The 21,346-nt window shown below is 41.4% G+C and carries 21 protein-coding genes and 2 riboswitches; of the genes, 3 read left to right on the forward strand and 18 right to left on the reverse strand.

The annotated features are described in order from the left end of the window. Positions 1 to 18: 18 nt before the first annotated feature. The 3 genes from EW028_RS06545 to EW028_RS06555 form a co-directional block, all read right to left on the reverse strand. Positions 19 to 2,007 carry a S9 family peptidase gene (locus EW028_RS06545; protein ID WP_131520304.1) on the reverse strand — a complete coding sequence of 663 codons (1,989 nt, stop codon included), beginning with the start codon at positions 2,005 to 2,007 and terminating at the stop codon, positions 19 to 21. Between the two features lie 70 nt (positions 2,008 to 2,077). After that, positions 2,078 to 2,755: a precorrin-3B methylase gene (locus EW028_RS06550; protein WP_131520305.1), complete on the reverse strand. Its 678-nt coding sequence runs from the start codon at positions 2,753 to 2,755 to the stop codon at positions 2,078 to 2,080. A 51-nt stretch (positions 2,756 to 2,806) separates the two neighbouring features. Further along, positions 2,807 to 3,799: an ABC transporter substrate-binding protein gene (locus EW028_RS06555; RefSeq protein ID WP_131520306.1), complete on the reverse strand. Its 993-nt coding sequence runs from the start codon at positions 3,797 to 3,799 to the stop codon at positions 2,807 to 2,809. A gap of 163 nt (positions 3,800 to 3,962) precedes the next feature. Beyond that, positions 3,963 to 4,149: riboswitch (cobalamin riboswitch) on the reverse strand. Positions 4,150 to 4,331: 182 nt separating this feature from the next. Here EW028_RS06555 and EW028_RS06560 point away from each other — a divergent pair. Further along, positions 4,332 to 6,269 (forward strand): elongation factor G, encoded by a 1,938-nt coding sequence (locus EW028_RS06560; RefSeq protein ID WP_131520307.1) that lies wholly within the window; start codon positions 4,332 to 4,334, stop codon positions 6,267 to 6,269. A gap of 147 nt (positions 6,270 to 6,416) precedes the next feature. Here the strand turns inward: EW028_RS06560 and EW028_RS06565 are convergent, their stop codons facing one another. Beyond that, entirely contained in the window at positions 6,417 to 7,172 is a 756-nt protein-coding gene (locus tag EW028_RS06565) for a hypothetical protein (protein WP_131520308.1), read from the reverse strand. 226 nt (positions 7,173 to 7,398) lie between these two features. Further along, a riboswitch (cobalamin riboswitch) is annotated at positions 7,399 to 7,582 on the reverse strand. A 213-nt stretch (positions 7,583 to 7,795) separates the two neighbouring features. Here EW028_RS06565 and EW028_RS06570 point away from each other — a divergent pair. After that, on the forward strand, positions 7,796 to 8,563 hold the full coding sequence (locus EW028_RS06570; RefSeq protein ID WP_131520309.1) for a GNAT family N-acetyltransferase: 768 nt from the start codon (positions 7,796 to 7,798) through the stop codon (positions 8,561 to 8,563). Positions 8,564 to 8,727: 164 nt separating this feature from the next. On the opposite strand, the gene EW028_RS06575 is transcribed toward EW028_RS06570, so the two are convergent. After that, positions 8,728 to 9,108 carry a PH domain-containing protein gene (locus EW028_RS06575; RefSeq protein ID WP_048395723.1) on the reverse strand — a complete coding sequence of 127 codons (381 nt, stop codon included), beginning with the start codon at positions 9,106 to 9,108 and terminating at the stop codon, positions 8,728 to 8,730. A 110-nt stretch (positions 9,109 to 9,218) separates the two neighbouring features. On the opposite strand from EW028_RS06575, the gene EW028_RS06580 reads away from it, so the two are divergent. Further along, entirely contained in the window at positions 9,219 to 9,587 is a 369-nt protein-coding gene (locus EW028_RS06580) for a YhfM domain-containing protein (protein WP_131520408.1), read from the forward strand. 59 nt (positions 9,588 to 9,646) lie between these two features. On the opposite strand, the gene EW028_RS06585 is transcribed toward EW028_RS06580, so the two are convergent. From EW028_RS06585 to EW028_RS06645, 13 genes are all read right to left on the reverse strand, one after another. Next, entirely contained in the window at positions 9,647 to 10,372 is a 726-nt protein-coding gene (locus EW028_RS06585; protein WP_131520310.1) for an ABC transporter ATP-binding protein, read from the reverse strand. A gap of 15 nt (positions 10,373 to 10,387) precedes the next feature. Further along, positions 10,388 to 11,137: an ATP-binding cassette domain-containing protein gene (locus EW028_RS06590; RefSeq protein ID WP_131520311.1), complete on the reverse strand. Its 750-nt coding sequence runs from the start codon at positions 11,135 to 11,137 to the stop codon at positions 10,388 to 10,390. Beyond that, entirely contained in the window at positions 11,130 to 11,942 is an 813-nt protein-coding gene (locus tag EW028_RS06595) for an ABC transporter permease (RefSeq protein WP_131520312.1), read from the reverse strand. The genes EW028_RS06590 and EW028_RS06595 overlap by 8 nt, the downstream gene beginning before the upstream one ends. Beyond that, entirely contained in the window at positions 11,939 to 12,907 is a 969-nt protein-coding gene (locus EW028_RS06600) for an ABC transporter permease (RefSeq protein ID WP_131520313.1), read from the reverse strand. Before EW028_RS06600 ends, EW028_RS06595 begins: the two co-directional genes overlap by 4 nt. Next, positions 12,897 to 14,483, reverse strand: a complete 1,587-nt coding sequence (locus EW028_RS06605; protein WP_227744881.1) for an ABC transporter substrate-binding protein — start codon at positions 14,481 to 14,483, stop codon at positions 12,897 to 12,899. The genes EW028_RS06600 and EW028_RS06605 overlap by 11 nt, the downstream gene beginning before the upstream one ends. Positions 14,484 to 14,511: 28 nt before the next feature. After that, a complete protein-coding gene (locus EW028_RS06610) occupies positions 14,512 to 15,318 on the reverse strand; it encodes an urease accessory protein UreD (RefSeq protein WP_131520410.1) in 807 nt (268 codons plus the stop codon). Next, a complete protein-coding gene (gene ureG, locus EW028_RS06615) occupies positions 15,311 to 15,940 on the reverse strand; it encodes an urease accessory protein UreG (RefSeq protein ID WP_054549250.1) in 630 nt (209 codons plus the stop codon). The genes EW028_RS06610 and ureG overlap by 8 nt, the downstream gene beginning before the upstream one ends. 17 nt (positions 15,941 to 15,957) lie before the next feature. Then, a complete protein-coding gene (locus EW028_RS06620) occupies positions 15,958 to 16,698 on the reverse strand; it encodes an urease accessory protein UreF (protein WP_227744882.1) in 741 nt (246 codons plus the stop codon). Further along, on the reverse strand, positions 16,640 to 17,086 hold the full coding sequence (locus tag EW028_RS06625) for an urease accessory protein UreE (protein ID WP_048395740.1): 447 nt from the start codon (positions 17,084 to 17,086) through the stop codon (positions 16,640 to 16,642). Before EW028_RS06625 ends, EW028_RS06620 begins: the two co-directional genes overlap by 59 nt. 53 nt (positions 17,087 to 17,139) lie before the next feature. Next, complete coding sequence (gene ureC, locus EW028_RS06630) at positions 17,140 to 18,855, reverse strand: urease subunit alpha (protein ID WP_131520314.1); 1,716 nt, start codon at positions 18,853 to 18,855, stop codon at positions 17,140 to 17,142. Further along, the gene (locus EW028_RS06635; RefSeq protein WP_016992588.1) at positions 18,852 to 19,220 is read right to left on the reverse strand and encodes an urease subunit beta; all 369 of its coding nucleotides are present in this window, start codon (positions 19,218 to 19,220) and stop codon (positions 18,852 to 18,854) included. The genes ureC and EW028_RS06635 overlap by 4 nt, the downstream gene beginning before the upstream one ends. Before the next feature lie 15 nt (positions 19,221 to 19,235). After that, positions 19,236 to 19,538, reverse strand: coding sequence for an urease subunit gamma (gene ureA, locus EW028_RS06640; RefSeq protein ID WP_036080666.1), 303 nt, complete (start codon positions 19,536 to 19,538; stop codon positions 19,236 to 19,238). Between the two features lie 468 nt (positions 19,539 to 20,006). Then, entirely contained in the window at positions 20,007 to 21,251 is a 1,245-nt protein-coding gene (locus EW028_RS06645) for a methyl-accepting chemotaxis protein (RefSeq protein WP_048394485.1), read from the reverse strand. Positions 21,252 to 21,346: the final 95 nt, after the last annotated feature.

Consider the following 21,346-nt stretch of genomic DNA (forward strand, 5'->3'; position numbering starts at 1 on the left):
TCTTCTTAGGCCACCCGATTATAGATATTTCACAAACCAATCACGGATATATTCAAGTCGATTAATTCGTAATGTAGGCTTTCCACTTCTTGAAAGTTCATGATTCGCCTCAGGAAAACGCACGAATTTTGTTTGTTTTTTACGATATTTTAAGGCGATAAACAATTGCTCTGCCTGCTCAATTGGACAACGATAGTCTTTTTCACCATGTAAAATCAATAATGGTGTCTCCACTTTGTCTACATACTTCAGTGGCGAATGATGCCATAGCTTCTCTATATCATCGAGTCCTGCTTGAATTTGCCAGTCTGTAAAATAATAGCCGATATCACTGACACCAGCAAAGCTAATCCAGTTCGAAATGGAGCGCTGCGTCACAGCTGCTTTAAAGCGATTTGTATGGCCCACAATCCAGTTGGTCATAAAACCACCGTAGCTTCCACCAGTTACACCTAGACGATCTTGATCAATAAAATCATAGTGCTCCAGAGCGTAGTCTACCGCTGCCATTAAGTCCGCATAATCATTCCCACCATAATCGCCACGTACTGCATCCACAAATTTTTGGCCATAGCCATGACTACCACGCGGATTCGTATAAAGCACTGCAAAGCCTTGTGCAGCAAGGATTTGGAATTCATTAAAGTAGGTATTGCCATACATTGCATGCGGACCACCATGGATTTCAAGAATGAGAGGATACTTCTTCCCTGCTTCATAGCCAACTGGCTTCATAATCCAGCCGTTGACCTTCCAGCCTTCAGCACCTTCAAATTCGATACTCTCTGGAACAGCTAATGTTTTGGTTTTTAAAAAATCTTCATTAATGGACGTCAACTGTTCTTTGTCACCCGTTTTTAGGTTCACATAAAACAGATCGCCTGGATTGGTCGTTGTGCTAATAGCCGCAATAGCCTGATCGTTTTGCGCATCAAGTGAGAAGCCATAGACATATTGATCATCATGGATAGCTGGGTAAATTTCGCCATCTACATTTCCGTAATAAATCGCCGCATTGCCGTGATCTGTGACTTGGAAGTAGAAGCTATGATTATCATTCATCCATTGCACTCGTGGTGACGCTACACCTTGCAGGAAATCACCGATGACATAATCACCAACAGGCGCATCAAATTCACTTGTTACACAGTTTAGTAGTTTTTGCTCCATGTCATACATCCAAAGCTTTGCTTGTGTGGCATTTTCAAATTCACGTTCTCCACCTACAAAAGAAAGATAGCGACTATTCGGAGACCAAGCCGTTTGGTAATAAGCACCCGAACCTTCTGTTAGCTTGTGACTCTGTTTCGTTTCTAACTCCAATAAATAGATATCCACATTAAATGAGAAATCTAAATCCTCCGCTTTATTTGCTAAGTACGTAAGGTATTTGCCATCTGGCGACCAAGTACCTAGATGGCAGTACTCTTTGCCTTCTGTCACTTGTTCTAGCTCTCCTGATGCCACATTGACAATGGCAATATGGGTAAACTGCTCCATATCCATAAATCCAACAGCATCCGATTTGTGTTTCATTTTCTCGATTTCTAGTGGCTTTAGTTCTTTATCCTTTTTCTTCTCATCCTCCGCTTTATCTAGGATGGTTTCATCTTTCCCTAGCACGACTGAAAAAGCAATTTTCTTGCCACATGGTGACCAGACAGGGGAGGTCGCTCCATTTTTACAATGTGTCACCTGTTTTGCCTCTCCACCTGTTTTCGAAAGAACATAAATTTGCGACTTACCTGTTCTCGTTGACAAAAATGCAATTTGACTGCCATCTGGTGACCAAACAGGGGAACTCGTTCTATCTTCACCAAATGTCCATTGCTGTGTTGTTTTGTCCTTCAAGTTTATGTAAAACAAATTCGATATATAGTCATTTTTCTTCTCGTCCATACGAGTCTCTACATAAACTACCTCTGTCCCATCTGGTGAAAGCTGTGGATCTGCTACTGATTTTAAGTGATAAAGATCTTCTGGTTGAATCCCTTGTTTCGATGTCATGTTCTTGCTCCTTTGTATTGTAATTTTCTGTGCCTTACTACAATACTTCGACACCCTAAGTAATATTCCTCTATTGAATTGAATTTTTCACTAGTTCCCAATATTCTGCTGACTTTGTTCTGCGATAAAATTTATAAAAGGGCTCATTTGGGCGAGCATGCTCCTTATAAAGGTTTATCAGGTGCAGTAAAAAATCTTCAATTTGTGTGACGTCTACCCTCTTAGCGAATAACGTGCCAGCCTGTGCCTTTGCTCCCATTGGTACTGCCCCTAAATAGACATCAAAGCTTTCTTGTTGGTAAACGAGTCCAATATCATCATAGACTGCATTGTAGCAAGCTGATGCACAGCCATTAATATTGACACGCACTCTTGCAGGTACCTTCATCCCCTCTATGGCATGATAGAGCTGTTCGGTTATCGGAGCAGCCTCCATTTTCTCCCCATCACAAAAATCGCAGGCCTTCATGGCTATGATTGAACCAGAGGGAGCAACATAAAGACCTGCTTCCTGTAAGGCTTGCACCGCTTCCGTGGCATCGCACGTTGGTATGGATACGAGTATACTATAGGAAGCAGAATATTTTATCGCCCCCTTTTCGCCAGCAATTTCGGCTATTTTTTGGAATTGTGCAGGAGTATAATGCTTATTAATAATGCCAGGGCTAACGGCTAGACGGGTAAACTCACCATGACCGTTCAGTGTTTCAAATGTTTGATCTGGTACATTTTTTTGAAATGCGTTCATTTTTATCGCTCCTTATAAAAAAGGAGCTAGCAAAACGCTAGCTCGAATGGATTAAAAGTTTTCAGGATAGAAGCCCTTTGCTAAAATTTCAATGGCCTCTGCCGCACGAACCCCTTCAGACGCTGCTGAAAGTGGCAGTATGACAAAGCGCTCATTTTTGACCGCTTCCATCTCCTTTAAGGCTGGATCATTTTTTAAGAATTGGATCTTTTGGTCTGCCGTTGTTTCACCGTAATCAATCACGACAACTACCTCTGGGTTGCGGTCTACTGCATCTTCCTTCGACACAGTTGTCCAGCCAGATTCCACATCACCAAAGATATTTTGTCCACCCGCGATTGTCACAAGCTCATTCATAAAGTTTTGACCAGCTGTAAATACATCCTTTTCACCGCTATCAAACACAAGAACACGTAATTTTTCGCTATCTTTTGGTAATTTAGCTTGTACTGCCTCTACATCTTTCGTCATTTGCTCAATTAAAGCTTCGCCACGATCCTCAATACGGAAAATCTTCGCGATATTGCGAATATCAGTGAAAATATCTTCTATTGTTGGCTTTGTCATGTTGGAAGCCGTATGTAAATACGTATGGATGCCTAATTCTTCAAGCTCTTCTGGTGTGCCTACACCCTTTTCGCCAAAGCCACTTTTCCAGCCAGCATATAGGAAATCTGCCTCGGCATCGATGACTTGCTCCTTCGTTGGGTATTGATCGGAAAGAACAGGGACCTTATCGTATGCCTCTTGCAGTGGTTCATAGATTTTATCATCTAAGTAAGCTGTCCCTACCATAGAATCCTCTAAACCAAGTGCAAGCATGATTTCTGTCACATGTTGATTTAAGCTAATCGCTTTTGTTGGTGCTTCCGTATATGTTTGAGTTGTGTCATTATTTTCAATGGTTACTTCTGCTGCCGCCTCAGATGGCTCAACCTTTTCACCTTGTGCAGCTGATTCCGTTTTGTCCTTTGCGTTACAAGCCCCTAAAACAGCGACCAAGGCAATGATCATCATCAGCCATATACTTTTCCATTTCTTCATGTCCTTTTCTCCTTTGCTGTTAAAATATAGAAAGAAATCAGAGACTTCTTTACTACTAAGGTAGTTGGAAGGGCATAAAAAAACCCTCTTGTCGCCAAGAGAGTAGCATAGTGAAATAACGGTATCATTACCTTCATCACTATCCCCATCCTCGTGGTTCTTAGTCAAAAAATACATACTGGCAGGTATCCTGGCTTAGGTTCATCATCTATACGCCTTCCCATAGTTTCACTACAGTGGCATGCTGTATAGACTCCCCATTTACAGTTGCGGGACAGCATCGGAATTGCACCGATTTCCCTTTTAAGCAAATGACAAATGCCATTTGCACCAATACGTTCTATAATGGTCAATACTATTGATAGACTAGCAGAAGAAAATTTATCGCGCAATCAGTAGTATGACACTAAAAGTATAATCATCATTATATTAGCACTATTTCGACATAAAGACGAACTATTTTACAAGAAATATAGAAGCTAGTATTCTGTTACAATAAAAAGATAGCATTCTATAGAAACGAGGATTTCTTATGTACAAAACGATCGGTGTACTTGCGCACGTGGATGCAGGAAAAACGACCTTCTCTGAGCAAGTGCTTTTTCATACAAATAGTATTCAAGCACGGGGGCGTGTTGATCATCAGGATACCTTTCTTGATCATCATGAGCTAGAGCGCAGACGGGGCATTACGATATTTGCCGAGCAAGGGCGCATGAATATTGGCGATGATACATACACATTGATTGATACGCCAGGGCATGTCGATTTCTCCCCTGAGATGGAGCGTGCCATTCGTGTGATGGATTATGCCATTATTATCATTAGCGCTGTCGAAGGGATACAGGGCCATACAGAAACAGTGTGGCAACTTTTACGTCAATACCATGTCCCTACCTTCTTCTTTATCAACAAAATGGATCGTGAGGGTGCCAATATGGAGGCTGTCATCAGCCAGCTTCGCAAAGATTGCTCTCAGCATGTTTTGTTCATCGATGAGCCACTGCGAGCAGACTATGTATCAAATAATATTATGGAATGGCTGGCGGAGCGCGACGAAAAATTGCTTGATGCCTTTCTATATGAGTCATTGGAGCATGAACAGTGTCTTGCTCAATTAAAGGAAATGATTAAAAATGAAGGTGCCTTCCCTTGCTTTGCTGGCTCGGCCTTAAAGGATGAGGGCATTCAGGAATTTCTTGACCAGCTCCCGCTGTTAACGGCTTCCCATTTTGACAAGGATGCCCCATTTGAGGGCGAGGTTTTTAAGATTCGTCATGATGGTCACCAGCGTTTAACCTTTATGAAGGCAACCAAGGGCTCGTTGCATGTACGAGATGAATTTTCATTTGACGAAGTAACAGAAAAAGTGACCGAAATTCGCCTTTATAACGGCAGTCGCTTTGAGACCGTTCAACAGGTAGAGGCAGGAGAAATTTTCGCTGTCAAAGGACTGAGCCAGGCAAACATTGGGGATCGAATCGGTACAACGATGCTATCACAGCCCTATGAGCTTGTCCCAACTTTACAGGCAAAGGTTCAATATGAGGGTGATCAGCATATCAAGGAAGTGCTACAGATTTTCCGGTTACTCGAAGCAGAAGAGCCGTCCTTGCGTGTGGTCTGGCAGGAAAAATTTCAGGAAATCCATGTGCATATTATGGGTGCCATTCAATTGGAGGTCCTGACAGAGGTATTAATGACGCGTTTTTCATTAGCTGTCTCCTTTGGTGAGCCGCAAATTTTATACATGGAAACCATTGCGACGACCGTAACGGGCTATGGTCATTTCGAGCCCCTCAAGCATTATGCAGAAGTTCATTTATTAATGGAGCCAAATCCACGTGGAACAGGTAATACCTTCACCAATGCCTGTCATGCCGATCATTTATCTGTAGGCAATCAGCGCCTTGTTGAAAAGCATCTGTTTGAGCGTGACCATCATGGGCTACTGACAGGCTTCCCTGTAACAGATATTCATTTTACACTTCTAACAGGTCGCGGGCACAATGAACATACATCGGGGGGAGATTTCCGTGAAGCCAGTTTCCGTGCCCTGCGTCAGGGGCTGGAGCAGGCACAAAATGTCCTACTTGAACCCTATTATCGCTTTAAAATGAAAGCTTCAAATGACTTTATCGGTCGTATGATGACTGATATTCAGCAAGCAGCTGGCACGTTCGATGACCCGATTTTATCCGAAACGGATGTTATCCTAACAGGTCGTGCACCTGTTGCCACTTTAATGAGCTACAGTACAACCTTTGCCGCCTATACAAATGGGAAAGGTGCACTCACACTCCAATTTGATGGCTATGATGTGTGCCATAATACAGAGGATGTGATTGCACAGATTGGCTACGATAAAAATGCCGACCCTGAGTATAGTTCCTCTAGTATCTTTTGTGCTAAGGGCAAAGGATATTCGGTTCCATGGCAAGAAGCACAGGCAGCCATGCATTGCCTGTAGGATGGGATGAGCCTGCTCGCTTCGGGTATTTCCTCGGCTTCCACGGGTATCCATCGCTCTAGCGCGGGTATTTCTTGCTTGGGCATCAATATATCTCTACCCTACAATAAGATATTACAAGCCCTCCAAAAAATGGAGGGCTTGTTTTTATAGTGCACCGACAGCTTTCTTTGTTGGATTGTCCAACAAATATGCGGGTTCAACTATTACATAGTCATGCTTGTTCGTAAAATCAATGAGTACCTTACCAGGTTGACTTTTTAATAGTTGTAGATGATCAATTAATTGCAGTAAAAGCTCGTGACCGTTGCCACGTGGATGCCAGTTGAAATGATAATCATTTAACGCTTGCACCGCTTCAATAAATTGGGCATATTCCTGCTGCACAAATGCAATGAGTTTGTCATGATGAGATGCTAAATCATATAAATATGTTTCGTAAAAGCGCATGACAATCGAGCATAATAAGTCATTGACACGAGCGGCACTTAAAACAGGCTTGGGCTCCAATGATAGACGGTCGAGGTTGGGCTTTGCGCGTGTAGAATCAATGCGCGTAATTAAGTGATACGCTTCTCCTTTGACCTCATAGACAATCGGATTGGTCGGCATGTACATCATAAAACTATTCGTCTTTGTTTTTAGTTCATCTGCTATGGCTGCTTTCGCTAAAAGATGACCGTCCACATCCCCATTTTGTATCCAAATAATTTCTTTATTATATAAGATTTGCTCAAAGAAGCGATCATTGCGAATCAGCTTCGTTGCTAATAATTGATCGATCAGAGACTCGACCACCATTCTTGTTTTCGCTTTCTTGGCAACTTCTGTGCGTGGTTGCTTACAAATGTTCAGATCTTCATAAGGCGTTTCCAACGTTGTCGTTACATGAATATTTGTCATACGTGCATCCCCTTTGCGTACATATTTTCAAAACAAAAAGGACTCCCTACTTTTGAGGAAATCCTTCATTTTATCTTCTTTCATCACACAATGCCAAACAAACCCTAAGTATGTGTGAACGAGTTCGATTATGAACCCTTTCATTTACTATGGGCGTTTGACGTACTGTGACGAACAGAGCATTCTGTTTTGTCAACATGCCACCTCCTATTCCTCGTAGGTTTATGGTGTGTACTCGTAACAGGCAGGTATCCTGACTCATGGTCATCGCCACTTTTCCCCTTCCCATCATTTGACAGTGGTTGCTGAAAAGTCGCTCACATTTACAGTTGCGGGACAGTGTCGGATTCACACCGACTTCCCTTTTAAGCAAATTGCACGCAATTTACACCTATTACTACACGCTATTCAGTTGTCATAGGAATCGAGTGTACTCCACATTCCTATTAGATTACTAAAATCAATTGTAAAGTAGTGTTTTTCTAAAGTCAAATATCATAATATTTTCCAAACTACTAATAAAGTTATAGCGGGATATAAAAAAGGTGAACTGCGTATTTTTTATCTTTCATTGACTTTATAATGAAAGATAGTGTACTTCTAATAGTGGAAGGATGAAAAATATGAAAACAAGTCAACAATTAGTAACGAGTAATTTAGAGGAAAAAATGAAACTATTTACTCGAGCCGTTTCTGGACAAATTATAGAGGAAGCTCATTTTGTCATAGCCAATACAAATATTCCAACTGATACATTTAATTTGTTAGTAGCGAAATCGCCTATAATTCATAAGGAAAATCATCTTAAACAAAGGATTAATCATTTCATTGTGAATAAGCTCCCCTTCAGCACGTGGGTGGATGTCAACTATCTAAGCGATGATTGGCTACAGCTGATAAAAGACTGCAATTTACAGGAAGCTGAGCGAAATATGATGATGAAGCTTGACCATACACTTCACACAGGTCCACGAATTTCCAATTATCTTACCATCACAGAAGTAAGTAACAAGGAAGAGCTTCTACAATATAAGGAAGTTTTTCTAAGTTTATTTGGAGAAACAGCAGAAAGAGATGCATTAGAAATTTACTTTCATCAATTCTCACAGGAAAAACTAGCATCAAATGCTCGCATGTTTATTGGTTGTATAAATGAAGTACCTATCGCTACGGGATTATTAATCGACAGTAAACATAGCTATGGGATTTATGATGTGATGACAAAAGATGCGTATAGGGGCAAGGGTTATGGCAGTGAGATGTTTCAATTCCTACTCAGTCAAACAATCGATAAGCAAAAGCCCGTAGTCTTACAGGCATCAGAGGATGGAAAAAATATTTATAAACGCTTCGGGTTTAAAGAAGTCGGAGAAATGATTGTATTTGAATAAAACTTCGCCAAGGCGCTCTTATTTACACTTGACAGTATTTTCGAGCTTACCGTAATCATGAAGCTGATTTAAAATCCGTTACACCGGACCCCTTCCTGGCACGACAGAAAAGCCTCGCAAATCTGCGGGCTTTTGGTTGTGCACATGTACTATTAGCACCTTCATTACGTCCCCAAAACATACTGTGCTAAGACGCTTTGCACCTTATAAATATTTGTCGCCTTATTGAAGTTTTTTTGAATCGGTAATGGACTGCCAGACACCCATATTTTAAGCTCTGCATCTAAATCAAATGTTCCAGCTGTTTCGACTGAAAAATGAACGATATTTTTATAGGGAATGGAATGATACTCTGTTTTCTTGCCAGTCACTCCTTGCTTATCAATGAGGATTAATCGTTTATTGGTAAAAATAAACGTGTCTCTAATAATTTTATAGGCGTTCTTGACTGTCTCGTTTGGAATTAATAAATTATGGACCTCCTCCTGTAGTTTTTCTAAATTCACCTCGCTTGCATTGCCGATCAATCCATCAAATAAGCCCACTATCTGTCCCCTTTCGCTCTCGTTTATTTAATGTATTACAAAGAAGTGAGAGCTACGACAGGAAATGGTGGTATTATTTAGCCTATAGAGGGGGTGAGTGGTTGCGAATAATGATAGCTGCCTTAGTGTCTCTACTAGCCGTTGTTTTACTAGGATGTAATGAAAAACCAGATGATAAATTAGCTAAGGTCAGCATTTCTATTGGTGCTAAATTTAACAAGGTGAACACTGATTTTTTTAAAGAATATACGGATGAAGAATCACTTACACTATTCCAACAAGCCATTGCAACAACAGTCAAAAACGAGGGTGTTGTCAATATGGCTTCGCCAGAATATGATGTACAAATAGTGGACAAGGCAGGAAACAAATATCGCTATCATCTTTGGTTAGGTGATAAAGGGCAAAACAGTAGTTTGATGCATGTCGAGGATACGCATACGATCTACACAATATCTGAGGAGTTCACTGAAAAATGAGCTGCGCTCGTTCACTCATAAAAAAAACACTTCCCATTCAAAGGAAGTGTTTTGCCAAATCAATGATCCATTGCCTGAAACAGCATTTTTGCATAGCTGTCCGTGAAGGTAAAGCCGTTATTCTCTTTGTTGCTCTCATCAACAATGGTTCCAGCCTTCATCACATAAATGCGATCGCATAAATAGGAAACAGCCTTTAAGTCATGAGAGATAAAGAGAATGGCCATTGCCCTTTCTTTATTCAAGGTCTTTAATAAATCAACGATTTCTCGTTGAATCAAGCGATCTAGGCTTGAAATAATTTCATCACATACGATTAATTGTGGCTCGACCAAAAGGGATCGTAATAAATTAACTCGCTGTTTTTCTCCGCCACTTAGCTCAGAGGGCAAGGCATGTAAGATATCTGTTGGTAGCTTGACCTTCTCCAGCATGGTCTGTAAATAGGTGTCCGTTATAGGTTGCTTATGCTGAAGCGGCTCTCTTAATAGGTCCCTTACAGTCCACATGGGATTTAAAGAGGCTGTTGCATTTTGAAAAATAATCTGGCAGTTGTCATAAAAAGCTGCGCGACGATGCTTGGTTATTGGTTGCTGTTGAAAGTATACTGCCCCTTTTTCAGGAGCTTCTAGCTGCATAATTACTTTGGCCAATGTGCTTTTGCCACTGCCACTTTCTCCTACTAAGCCGACTATTTCCCCTTTTCCTACAGTAAGATGAATATGATTTAATATTGGGCGTCCCTTTCGATAGCTTTTACAAATATTGTGAACCTGAAGTATCAAAGCCCACACCTCCTCCTAAAAATGATGCGCAACTAGCTGACTAGTGTATGGATGCTTAGGCTGCTCAAAGATTTCTGTTACTCGCCCTCGCTCCACAATTTCTCCATTTTTCATGACGAGGATAAAATCCGCGATGGAAGCAGCTACATCTAAATCATGGGTAATTAAGAGTACGGTTGTTTCTAGCTGTGTATGAAGCCTTTTCAATTGTTGAATAAATTCCTGTTGATGTAGCATATCTAAGGAAGAGGTTGGTTCATCCGCTAATAAAACAGCTGGCGCCAGATAAAGAGCACAGGCAAGCATACAGCGTTGTAGCATTCCTCCAGAAAGCTCGAAGGGATAGCGCTCCAACACATCTGCTGGTAAATGTAAATCCTGTACAATATGCTTCATTTCAGCTAGAAATACTGCCTTTGTCTGCCCCATCCGTAAGGCAGTTAATCCATACAATTGCTGTTTCATTTTTTGCGTTGGCGAAAAGCTATTAGCAGCATCCTGAAAAATCGTAAAGAAGTGCCTTTGGCGTAGTACAGCTTGATCCTGTTTTGCTAATTCCACTATATTTCTTCCATTAAAAAAGATTGAGCCTTCAACTGTTGCTTGCGCTGGAAGCATGCCTAGAATGGCAGAGAGCATGGTGCTTTTTCCACTACCGCTTTCACCTATCATCACGGTAATCTGACCTTTTGGCACCGTAAACGAGAGATCATTCAATATAAATTTTTCGTTTATTCGAACAGTAACATTCTCTATTTTAAACATGGGTCTGTCCCCCTCTCTGCTTAAATCTACTACCAATAGCTTGCACGCATAAAATCGTTACGAAAATGAACATCCCAGGAAAAAGGCCCATCCACCAAGCCCCGACAAGTAAATCATTTTGTGCAGTATAGAGCATCGTCCCCCACGATGGAATGGACTGTGGAACACCGATACCTAAAAAGCTTAAGGATACTTCCGTAAAAATAGCACCAGCAAAATTAAATATCGTCACGACAAAAATGGCGGGAAGACTATTACGCAATAAATGACGAAAAAGAATCTTCCACAGCGGCGTGCGAAACATCTTCGCCATGTGGATAAACTCTAATTCCTTCAACCGGATAAATTCAGAGCGCACGATACGGGCAGTGACAAACCAGCCTGTGCACCCCATAATCATTGCCATGCGCCATACACTTCCTTGCATAATCGCTTGAAGAGCAAGCACAATCACTAAAGATGGAATTGTTAAAAATGCCTCTAGTATACGCATCATCACTGCATCAATAGCTTCACCTAAATAGCCACTTATACCGCCATAGATAATGCCAATTATGCTGGATAGAACAACCGATAACGTAGCGATAAAAAGGGTCACTCTACCACCAACGAGTAGGCGGGAAAGAACATCTCTACCTAGCTGATCTGTGCCAAGGAGGTGTGTTCCATTAGGTGCTTCATAAATATGATTCATATCCATCGCGTTTGGCTCAAAAGGCACTAACCATGAGGAAAATAGGGTGAAGCCTACTAAAAGACCAAGAATCACTAGCCAAAAGATGAGCATTTTTTGCTCTTTTCTCATACGATTCCCCCTCTTCTTAAGCGGGGATTGAGACAAATCATGAGGACATCAATCACAAATAAACAGATAACGACTACTACGCCAGTGATTAAAATGGCACCCATCAGCACAGGAAAGTCCTTTACCATCACTGCTTTCACTAAAAGCTGACCTAAGCCTGACCAGCCAAATAATGTTTCAACCACGATGGATCCTCCAAAAAATGATGGGATGGTCACACCGACATAATTGATATATGGAATAATGGCATTGCGTAAAATCATCCTACGAATAGCTCGCTCTGGTACTCCGTTGGCACGTGCCACCTCTACATAATAACGATGCTTCTCTGCCTTCACATTTTCCTGTAAAAAACGTGCGAATACCCCTACATGTGCCAGTACAAGGACCGATAAAGGAAGAACCATATGGTATAGTCGGTCCACAAGGCCGCCATCCCCTCGTACATCCTTCATCCCCGATGAAGGAAACCAGCCTAGTTGTACAGAGAACACCATGATGAATAAAATGCCAAGCCAAAATGGAGGAATGGCTGAGCTAGCAATACTTACAAAGGAAAGTCCGCGATCTAATAACGAACCCTCCTTCATGCCTGCCTGTAAGCCGAGCCATGTTGAGGCAATGGCTACGATGCCTAAAGTTCCAACAACGAGCTGTAATGTATTTGGTAAACGTTCTTGTATAATTGTCGCTACTGGTCTGCCTTCTTTTGCCGAGTAGCCTAAATTTCCTTGCATCGCTTCACGGAGCCACACACCATATTGATAGAGTATCGGTTGATCCAGACCAAAAGCTGTTTCAATGCGTTCTTTCTCCGCTGTCGATAACGTTTGGGCATTGCCACCATAATATGCTGCAGCTGGATTACCAGGAGCCGCATGCATCAGGAAAAAAGAGAGGAAGCTCACGATAATGAGGACAATTGTCCCCATTATCACGCGCTTCCCGATCCATTTAGCGATCATGCCATTTCCACTCCTCGACATTCCAGAGGAAGCCTGCCCCATGATGACCTAAAATGCGCTCTTTGACGCCACTAATCTGCTGATTAATACCATACACAGCATCCACATAGGCAAAGTAGGCGAATGGTGGATCTTGTGCTAGCTCCTCCTGTAATGCCCCATAGACTTCCTTACGTTTTTCAGGATCAACGGTTGTACGCCCCTCCTCTAGCAATGCATCCACTTTCGGATTGTTATAGCTACCGTAATTGTAGCCAGCACTTGTGAGACTGGATTCACCAGAATGGAAGAGACTATACGTATGATGGTCAGCATCATACGGGCTTCCCCAGCCAACCATAAAGGCTTCTGTTTCTTCAATGACAATATTGCTCCAATCGAGTGCAGCTACTTGCACATCTGCCCCAATCTCTTTATAGCCTTCTGCCACATAATTAGCCATGTTCACACGCACTGTGTCAGTAATAGGTGCCGTAATAGTAAATGCTAATTTTTGATTATTCTTATAGCGGAAACCATCCTCAGCTAGTTGCCAGCCCGCTTGTTCGAGTAGCTCGCTTGCTTTATCAAGGTCATATTTATAATGCTCAATGTTGGCGTTTACAAAGGCATGCTTTTGTAGCGGCGAGTATGCTTCTGTACCGTATCCATATAAAATGCCTTTGACAATACCTGCACGATCTGTCCCATAGCTAATGGCCTTGCGAACAGCAACGTCTTGCCAAATAGGATACTTCATATTAAAGAGAACACCACGATAATCTGCTGATTCCACCTCATATAGCTTTAAATGCTCGACCTTCGATAGCTCCTCTACCTGATTCGGGTCTAGTAACGCTATATCGACCTCACCCGATTTTAGCTGGAGCGCACGCACATTACTATCGGGGATAAATTTAAAAATTACTTTCTCGATAGAAGCTTTTGTGCCAAAGAAAGATGGATATGCCTTTAGTGTCAGGCTTGTCCCTTTGTCCCATTGTTCAAACATATACGGACCCGCACCGATTGGCTGCTGGTTAAATGTAGCGGTTCTCATCTCTTGCCCCTCAAAGGCATGCTTTGGTAAAATTGGCACCGTTAATTTGTCTAATAGCGGTGTAAATGGCTCATCTAATTGGATAGTCATCGTCATGTCATTGACCTTTTCCATTGACACAACATGGCTAAAATCAGACTTTAAATAAGAACCGTTTGCATCATCCAAAATACTGTTAATGGTAAACATAATATCGTCCACCGTTAATGGGTGCCCATCATGGAAGGTTACATCCCTGTGAATCGAAATGGTATAAATCATCTGGTCATCTGATATTTTAATACTTTGAGCAATATCATTGATGGGTACATTATGCTCATCAAAGCGCATCAGACCTCTAAATAAAAAGGCATCTAAATTGGTTTCCTCCAAAAGAGGATTTAAGCCTGAAAACTCAGACTCTGAGGCAAAAACAAGCTCATTTGCCTGGGCAGATGATGTAGGTGTCGGTTGTTTCTCTCCTCCTTGATTAGACGAGCAGCCCACAAAAACTACCGCTAGCACCATCAAAAGTATCAATACGGAAAACTTTTTCAATTTACTATCTCCTTTATCACAACAGAAATTACAGCAATGCTGCGATGTACTCGAACATGCGGTTTATTTCTTTGTGAAGTGTTCGTTGCTCCTTGGCAAGCCATCTACAATGAATGGCTTGATCTGTCAATTTTGTCACACTCGCCTGAAGGGACTTTTCCTGTTGGATTTGATCCTGTAAATCCCTTATTTGAAGTTTGTTAACCGATGGAGAGACAATCCACAAAGAACCAATATAGCGTGCCTTTTCAAGCAAGCCGATTTTGGCAAAATTCATCTCCTCCGGCTTAAACTGCAACGAGTCATAAGCTATCAAAGTATCCTTTACATAGATCTTGTATTTGGATTGGAATGTTTGATAGTCAAAGATTTCTCCTCGCATTTCTCTACCTGGAGCAACAATTTCTCCCCAGATCAATGTCGAGCTTTCCTTCATACGAATGGTTGTATGTACCTGAAATTTTGCTCGTTCAAATGGAATCGTCACTTCAGGGAGCCATTCTAATCTCGCCTGCTCTGCAAGTTCCACCGTTATAGCTTGTGTACAAAACTCACCATTGTGAGAAGGGTAAATTTTTAATGCTGATTGTTGCTTTAGCTTCACCTGACTATCTGGCGCTAGTGTAACCGTAATTTCATTGCGATCTCCTGCAACCATGCCCCCTGAGGATTCCATGATAAAAACGGTGGCTGCTGGATGATTGCCTTCGTATAATTCACGACTGGCCTTTAATGGGGGTTGCTGGTACACATGAACAAGTCGTGTATAGCCCCGTCTCGGTTCAAAGGCCATCTCTAATTTGCCAAAATGATTAACTTTGCTAGGGTTAAACATCTTCTTCAACTGCTTCGGCACCTTCAAGTAACAAATGGTGCTGAATCCATTCAACCACCTTATCTACATTTGTTTGGGAGCGAACATCCGCAAAAATATATGGACGTCCACTACGCATTTTTTTCACGTCCTGATCCATGAGCTCCAGATCAACCCCAACATGAGGAGCTAGCGAAGTTTTATTAATTAGCAATAAATCTGAACGCGTTAGCGCTGGACCACCCTTACGTGGGATGTCCTGTCCTTCTGCCACATCAATCACATAAATATAGCCATGCACGAGCTCAGGACTAAATGTTGCCGATAGATTATCGCCACCGCTTTCAATAAATATAATATCTAAATTAGGAAAGCGCTTATTCAAATCATCAATGGCAGCAAAATTCATGGATGCATCCTCTCGAATGGCTGTATGTGGACAACCACCTGTTTCTACTCCAATAATTCGCTCCTCTGCTAACACACCGTTTGTGATTAAATACTGTGCATCTTCTCTTGTATAAATATCGTTGGTAATGACAGCTACGTTGTAGTGTTCATGCATTACCCGTGTTAATTGATCGACTAAAGATGTTTTGCCTGATCCAACAGGCCCACCGATACCAATACGTACTGGTTTCATGTATATCCTCTCGCTTTCTATGAAATAAATAATCTCGAAAATAAAAACTCATGCTTCATGGACGCCAGTTCAATACCTAGTGCATTATTGGCTAGATCATCCATTGTTAACGTCAACACCGTTTCGGCTGCTTCCTCCACAGAGGCTAATAGCTCATGTAATGCTTGCACACCTGTATTTTGACCAAACGGTACAGCACGGACAGCATTTTGCACTAAACCACTAATTGATGCGTACATAAAGGTCATGATTGCATGAAAAACGTTCACACCTAGTGCTTCACAATAAATCCCATAGAGAACTGCATAATGGCCTTTTACTTCTTCATGGTCAATCTTCTCTTTCCATTGCAATAAAAAAGGGCTCTCCATTAGAGGGGCTACTGTTCGCATAAATTGCTTCCCTACATTGACACTAGCATCTCTAGATTCTTTCGCTAGCTTCATTGCCCCACAAAGTTGGTCGAGCTCAATAAGACGAGCAACATCTCTTCTTTTAGCTGCATGGAATGCCTCTTGCATGAGAATTGCATCACCGTAAACTACATTGTGAAATAAATAGACCTGACAAAACTCAACTAATTGTTCCTTTGTGCGAATGATATCTTCCTGAATATACGTTTCCATACCATAGGAATGTGTATAGGAACCGATTGGAAATGCGGAGTCATGAATTTGCAATAATTGTAATAAGGATAAATTAGTGAGCGTGTCCACGGTATTTGAACGGTTGCTTGAAGCGTCGTTCAGTTGTTTCATAGTGCACCCCAATTTCATCTAATAATGGATTAATCGTATGATCTGCTCGTACGATGATTTCATTGTTTGCAATCAAGCTAGGAGTATGACGGTTGCCCAATTCAAAGGCAGCTTTCCCCATTTCATACATATCTTTTGGTGTAATGACGATAACTGGCTCCAATTTTGTACGAATTGCAATTCGTCGTTGCTCATCCTCGAATAATAGGTCACCATATTGTAGAGGCTCTTCACCCTCTATACGTAAAGCGATATCTGTTCCTTGATCCGTTGCTGTGCGAAGAATGCGTTTGCTTAATTCCTCCCACTCTAGCTCAATCCATTCCGTTGCCTTTTGTGGATGTTCTTCTTCATTCGCTATATTGCCAATAATTTTTTCTATTAACATATGGTTTAGCTCCTCTTTTTCTTTGTATTCGCTGTTACACTCATATCATGTGCTTAGAATAAGAAATAGCGTTGTGCCATTGGAAGTACATCCACTGGCTCACATGTTGCTAGCTCCCCATCAATTTTCACTTCATAGGTTTCTGGATTAACATCAATCTGCGGAGTGGCATTATTAAGCTTCATGTCAGCTTTACGAATATTTCGGCAATTTGAAACCGTGCCAATCATTCGTTTTAGGCCTAATTTTTCTGGCAAGCCTTCTTCCACAGCAATTTTCGGTAAAAATGTCATGCCGCAATGTTGTGGCCCTTGACCGTAGAAGCCATATGTTGGACGACCTTTCATTGGCTGCGGTGTAGGAATGGAAGCATTTGGATCACCTGTTATGCCATACACAGCAATACCAGCCTTAATGACAACTTCCGCCTTCACCCCAAAGAACGCTGGGTCCCATAAGACAATATCCGCTAATTTACCTTCTTCCAGCGAGCCTACTTCATGGCTTATGCCATGGGCAATAGCTGGGTTAATATTTAGTTTTGCTATATAACGCTTAACGCGATAATTATCGTGATCCTTGCCTTCATCCTGTGGTAATGGACCACGCTGTTTTTTCATTTTGTCTGCTGTTTGGAACGTTCGGATTGTGACCTCACCAACACGTCCCATCGCTTGTGAATCGGAAGACATGATGCTCAAAATCCCTAAATCCTGCATAATATCTTCTGCTGCAATTGTTTCTGGGCGTATGCGTGAATCTGCAAATGCCACATCCTCTGGTACATCATGCTTTAGATGGTGACAAACCATCAGCATATCTAAATGCTCATCAATCGTGTTTGTCGTAAACGGTTTCGTAGGATTCGTCGATGCTGGCAAAATATTAGGTAAGGATGCCATCACTAATTGGTCTGGAGCATGACCGCCACCCGCACCTTCCGTATGGAAAATATGAATGACACGGCCATCAATCGCATTGATTGTATCTTCTACAAACCCTGCTTCATTCAATGTATCGGAGTGGAGGGCAACTTGAATATCATATTCATCTGCCACCGATAGACTTTGATCGAGTGCAGCTGGTGTGGCACCCCAGTCCTCATGTATTTTCAACCCGATCGCACCTGCACGAACCTGCTCGATAATAGGCGCAGGATCAGATGCACTACCCTTTCCAAGCAAACCAACATTGATGGGGAATCCCTCCACAGCCTGTAGCATGCGATGCAGATGCGATTCACCAGCCGTTAAGCTTGTCGCTTTTGAGCCTGCTGCTGGACCTGTTCCACCGCCTATAAATGTCGTTGTCCCTGCTAATAATGCTGTTTCCACCTGATCAGGGCTGATGAAATGGATATGCGTGTCGATTGCTCCTGCTGTTGCAATAAGCCCTTCGCCTGCATAAACCTCTGTTCCCACACCTATGATCATATCCTGATCCACACCATCCATACTGTTCGGATTGCCTGCTTTCCCTATACCGATAATACGACCATCTTTGATACCGATATCTGCTTTTACAATCCCTGTATAGTCGATAATCATAACATTGGTAATAACTGTATCCAGTACACCTTCATTGCGTGTATTTTTACCATTTTGCCCCATTGAGACACGTAGTGATTTACCACCACCAAAGACCCCCTCATCACCGTATGAAGTATAGTCCTTCTCAATTTCAATCCATAAATCCGTATCGGCTAAACGGACTTTATCCCCCACAGTGGGACCAAACATTTTTGCGTAAGCTTCATGTGTTACCTTCATTTTTCTTCCGCTCCTTTAAAGCCACCTTCAATTGCCTTGTCCAAAATTTCGTCCTTATGGTGGGTAGAGCCCTCTGTTAACATATTTAAGCCAAAGACATGTTGTTTACCACCAAATTCGACAAGCTCCACCTCTTTTTCTTCCCCAGGTTCAAAACGCACGGCTGTACCTGATGGAATATTGAGGTGCATACCAATCGCATCTTGTCGATTAAACGCTAGAAATCTATTAACTTCAATAAAATGAAAATGGGAACCTACTTGTATCGGGCGGTCACCTGTATTCGCCACCAATACCTTTTTCGTTGCTCGTCCCACATTGATTTCAATCACTCCGTTTTTCGGTCTAATTTCTCCAGGAATCATCCACAAACACTCCTTTTACTGAATTGGACGGTGAACTGTGACCAGCTTCGTCCCATCTGGGAATGTACATTCAACCTGCACATCTGAAATCATGTCCCCGACACCTTCCATCACATCTTCCGCTGTCAGTACATGCTTGGCATCACTCATAAGCTGTGCTACCGTTTTACCATCTCGAGCACCTTCCATAATAAAACTGCTAATTAGAGCGACAGCTTCTGGATAATTCAGCTTTAAGCCCCGAGCTTTTCTTTTCAGCGCAAGTTCTCCTGCCACATGGAGGAGTAATTTTTCTTGTTCAACTGGTGATAGCTTCAATCCAATCTCTCTCTTTCTTTTATTCAGAATTATCTTTCAATAATATTTTTTCGAGGCATGACTTCCTTTCAATTTTTTGTAATGGTCTTACGATTCAGTTTTAGTTACATTTAGTTGTTGTCTTACAAATTATAATTTCGCAAGGGATATGCGAAGAGAAATAGAAATGACTTGTTGACCCGGCGAGTGCGGGTTGCAATAGTTGAAGTGAGTAATAGAGGTAACAGCTAGTCCATTATAAGAAACTCGATTAGAAAATTCAACATTTTTATTTATCTGTTAATTTACAAGTTTACGAAATAAATAATAAAAAAAGAGGCATATTTTACAGAAAATTGGTCGTCTGTAAAAAAGCCTCTTCTCGAATGTGTGACAGGAAGATAAAAATTATACTAAAAAACTTATAAAATTATTAATATGTGATAGTTATTTCAGGGCTAAAAAATCTTGAAAATATCAATTTCTTACCTAGACATGAAATTGATTTGTTAACTTTTGTAAGTTATCCGCTTGGACACTTAAATCCTGTGTGACATGATTAACTGCTTGCATTGAGGCTGTTTGCTCATCCATTGAATGTAAAACAGCTTCTGTATAATTCGATAGCTTGCCCATGCCAGCTGCGATGGTTGTCACAGTGGATGCCACTTCATTGGCGCTACTTGAAAGCTGCTCAGCTGTCGTCGAAATATCCTCTAGCTGACTTGTCATCTGACTAACATGCTGTGAAATTGTGCCAAATGATTTTGTCGCTTCGTCAATGACATACACTCCTTGTTGAACATTTTTCAAATCATCTTCTACTGATGAGGCTACTTGTTTTGTATCACTTTCTATTCCTACAACTAAATCCACAATTTGCGTAGCAGAGTGCTTTGATTGTTCTGCTAATTGACGCACTTCTTCAGCTACAACGGCGAAGCCTTTACCATGCTCCCCAGCGCGTGCTGCTTCTATGGCCGCATTTAATGCTAGTAGATTTGTTTGATCTGTAATGGTAGTAATCATATCTGTCATTGATTTAATATCTGACATTTTAAGGGATAATTGCTGCATCAATCCACTTGTTTTTTCTGTTGAAGAGGAAATAAATTGCATTTGCTCTTTTGCCACATGTAAAATATTTGCACCATTTCCTGCTATCTCGCTAGCATCTTTCGCATGCACAAACACATCTTGTGTGGCTACTGTAATTCGCTCAATGCCATCAACGGTTTCTTGCATAGATTTAGCACTATCATTAGCCGATTGTGCTGCTTGCTTCAAGCCCTCTGACGTCTTCTCCATTTGTTGATCTACTTCTTCCACAGCAAGCGTAATTTCATTCGTACTCGCAGATAATTCCTCGATGCTTGCCGATAAATCTGTAGAGCTGTGCGCAATTTTTTGTGTCATTGTTCGTAATTGTTCCTGCATCTCTAAAAAGGATTGTGCTAGTTGAGAAATTTCACCATTATCACGAACCTCAATGACAACGGTATCTAATTGACCTGCCGTAATTCCTTGTGCAGCCTCTGTGATTTGTTTGATAGGCTGTATCACTTTGTAGTGGACATACACTGTGTAAGATAGTGTAATAGCAATTCCTACAATCGTTAACACGGTAGAAAACCAATCCAATGTCGTTACATTGGCTAAATCGATAAATAAAATAACGATCATTAAAACATTTAAAACGGAAAAGCCAAGTAAACTCTTTTTTCGTAAACTCATTACAAATTCCCCCAACTAAAATATGTCTTCCATACCATTATTATAGTTGAATAATCCTAAAATACATAAGGATACGCTCTATTTTATATGAGAAA

The sequence above is a fragment of the Lysinibacillus sp. OL1 genome (assembly GCF_004332175.1).
GTDB classification, from domain to species: Bacteria; Bacillota; Bacilli; order Bacillales_A; family Planococcaceae; genus Lysinibacillus; species Lysinibacillus capsici.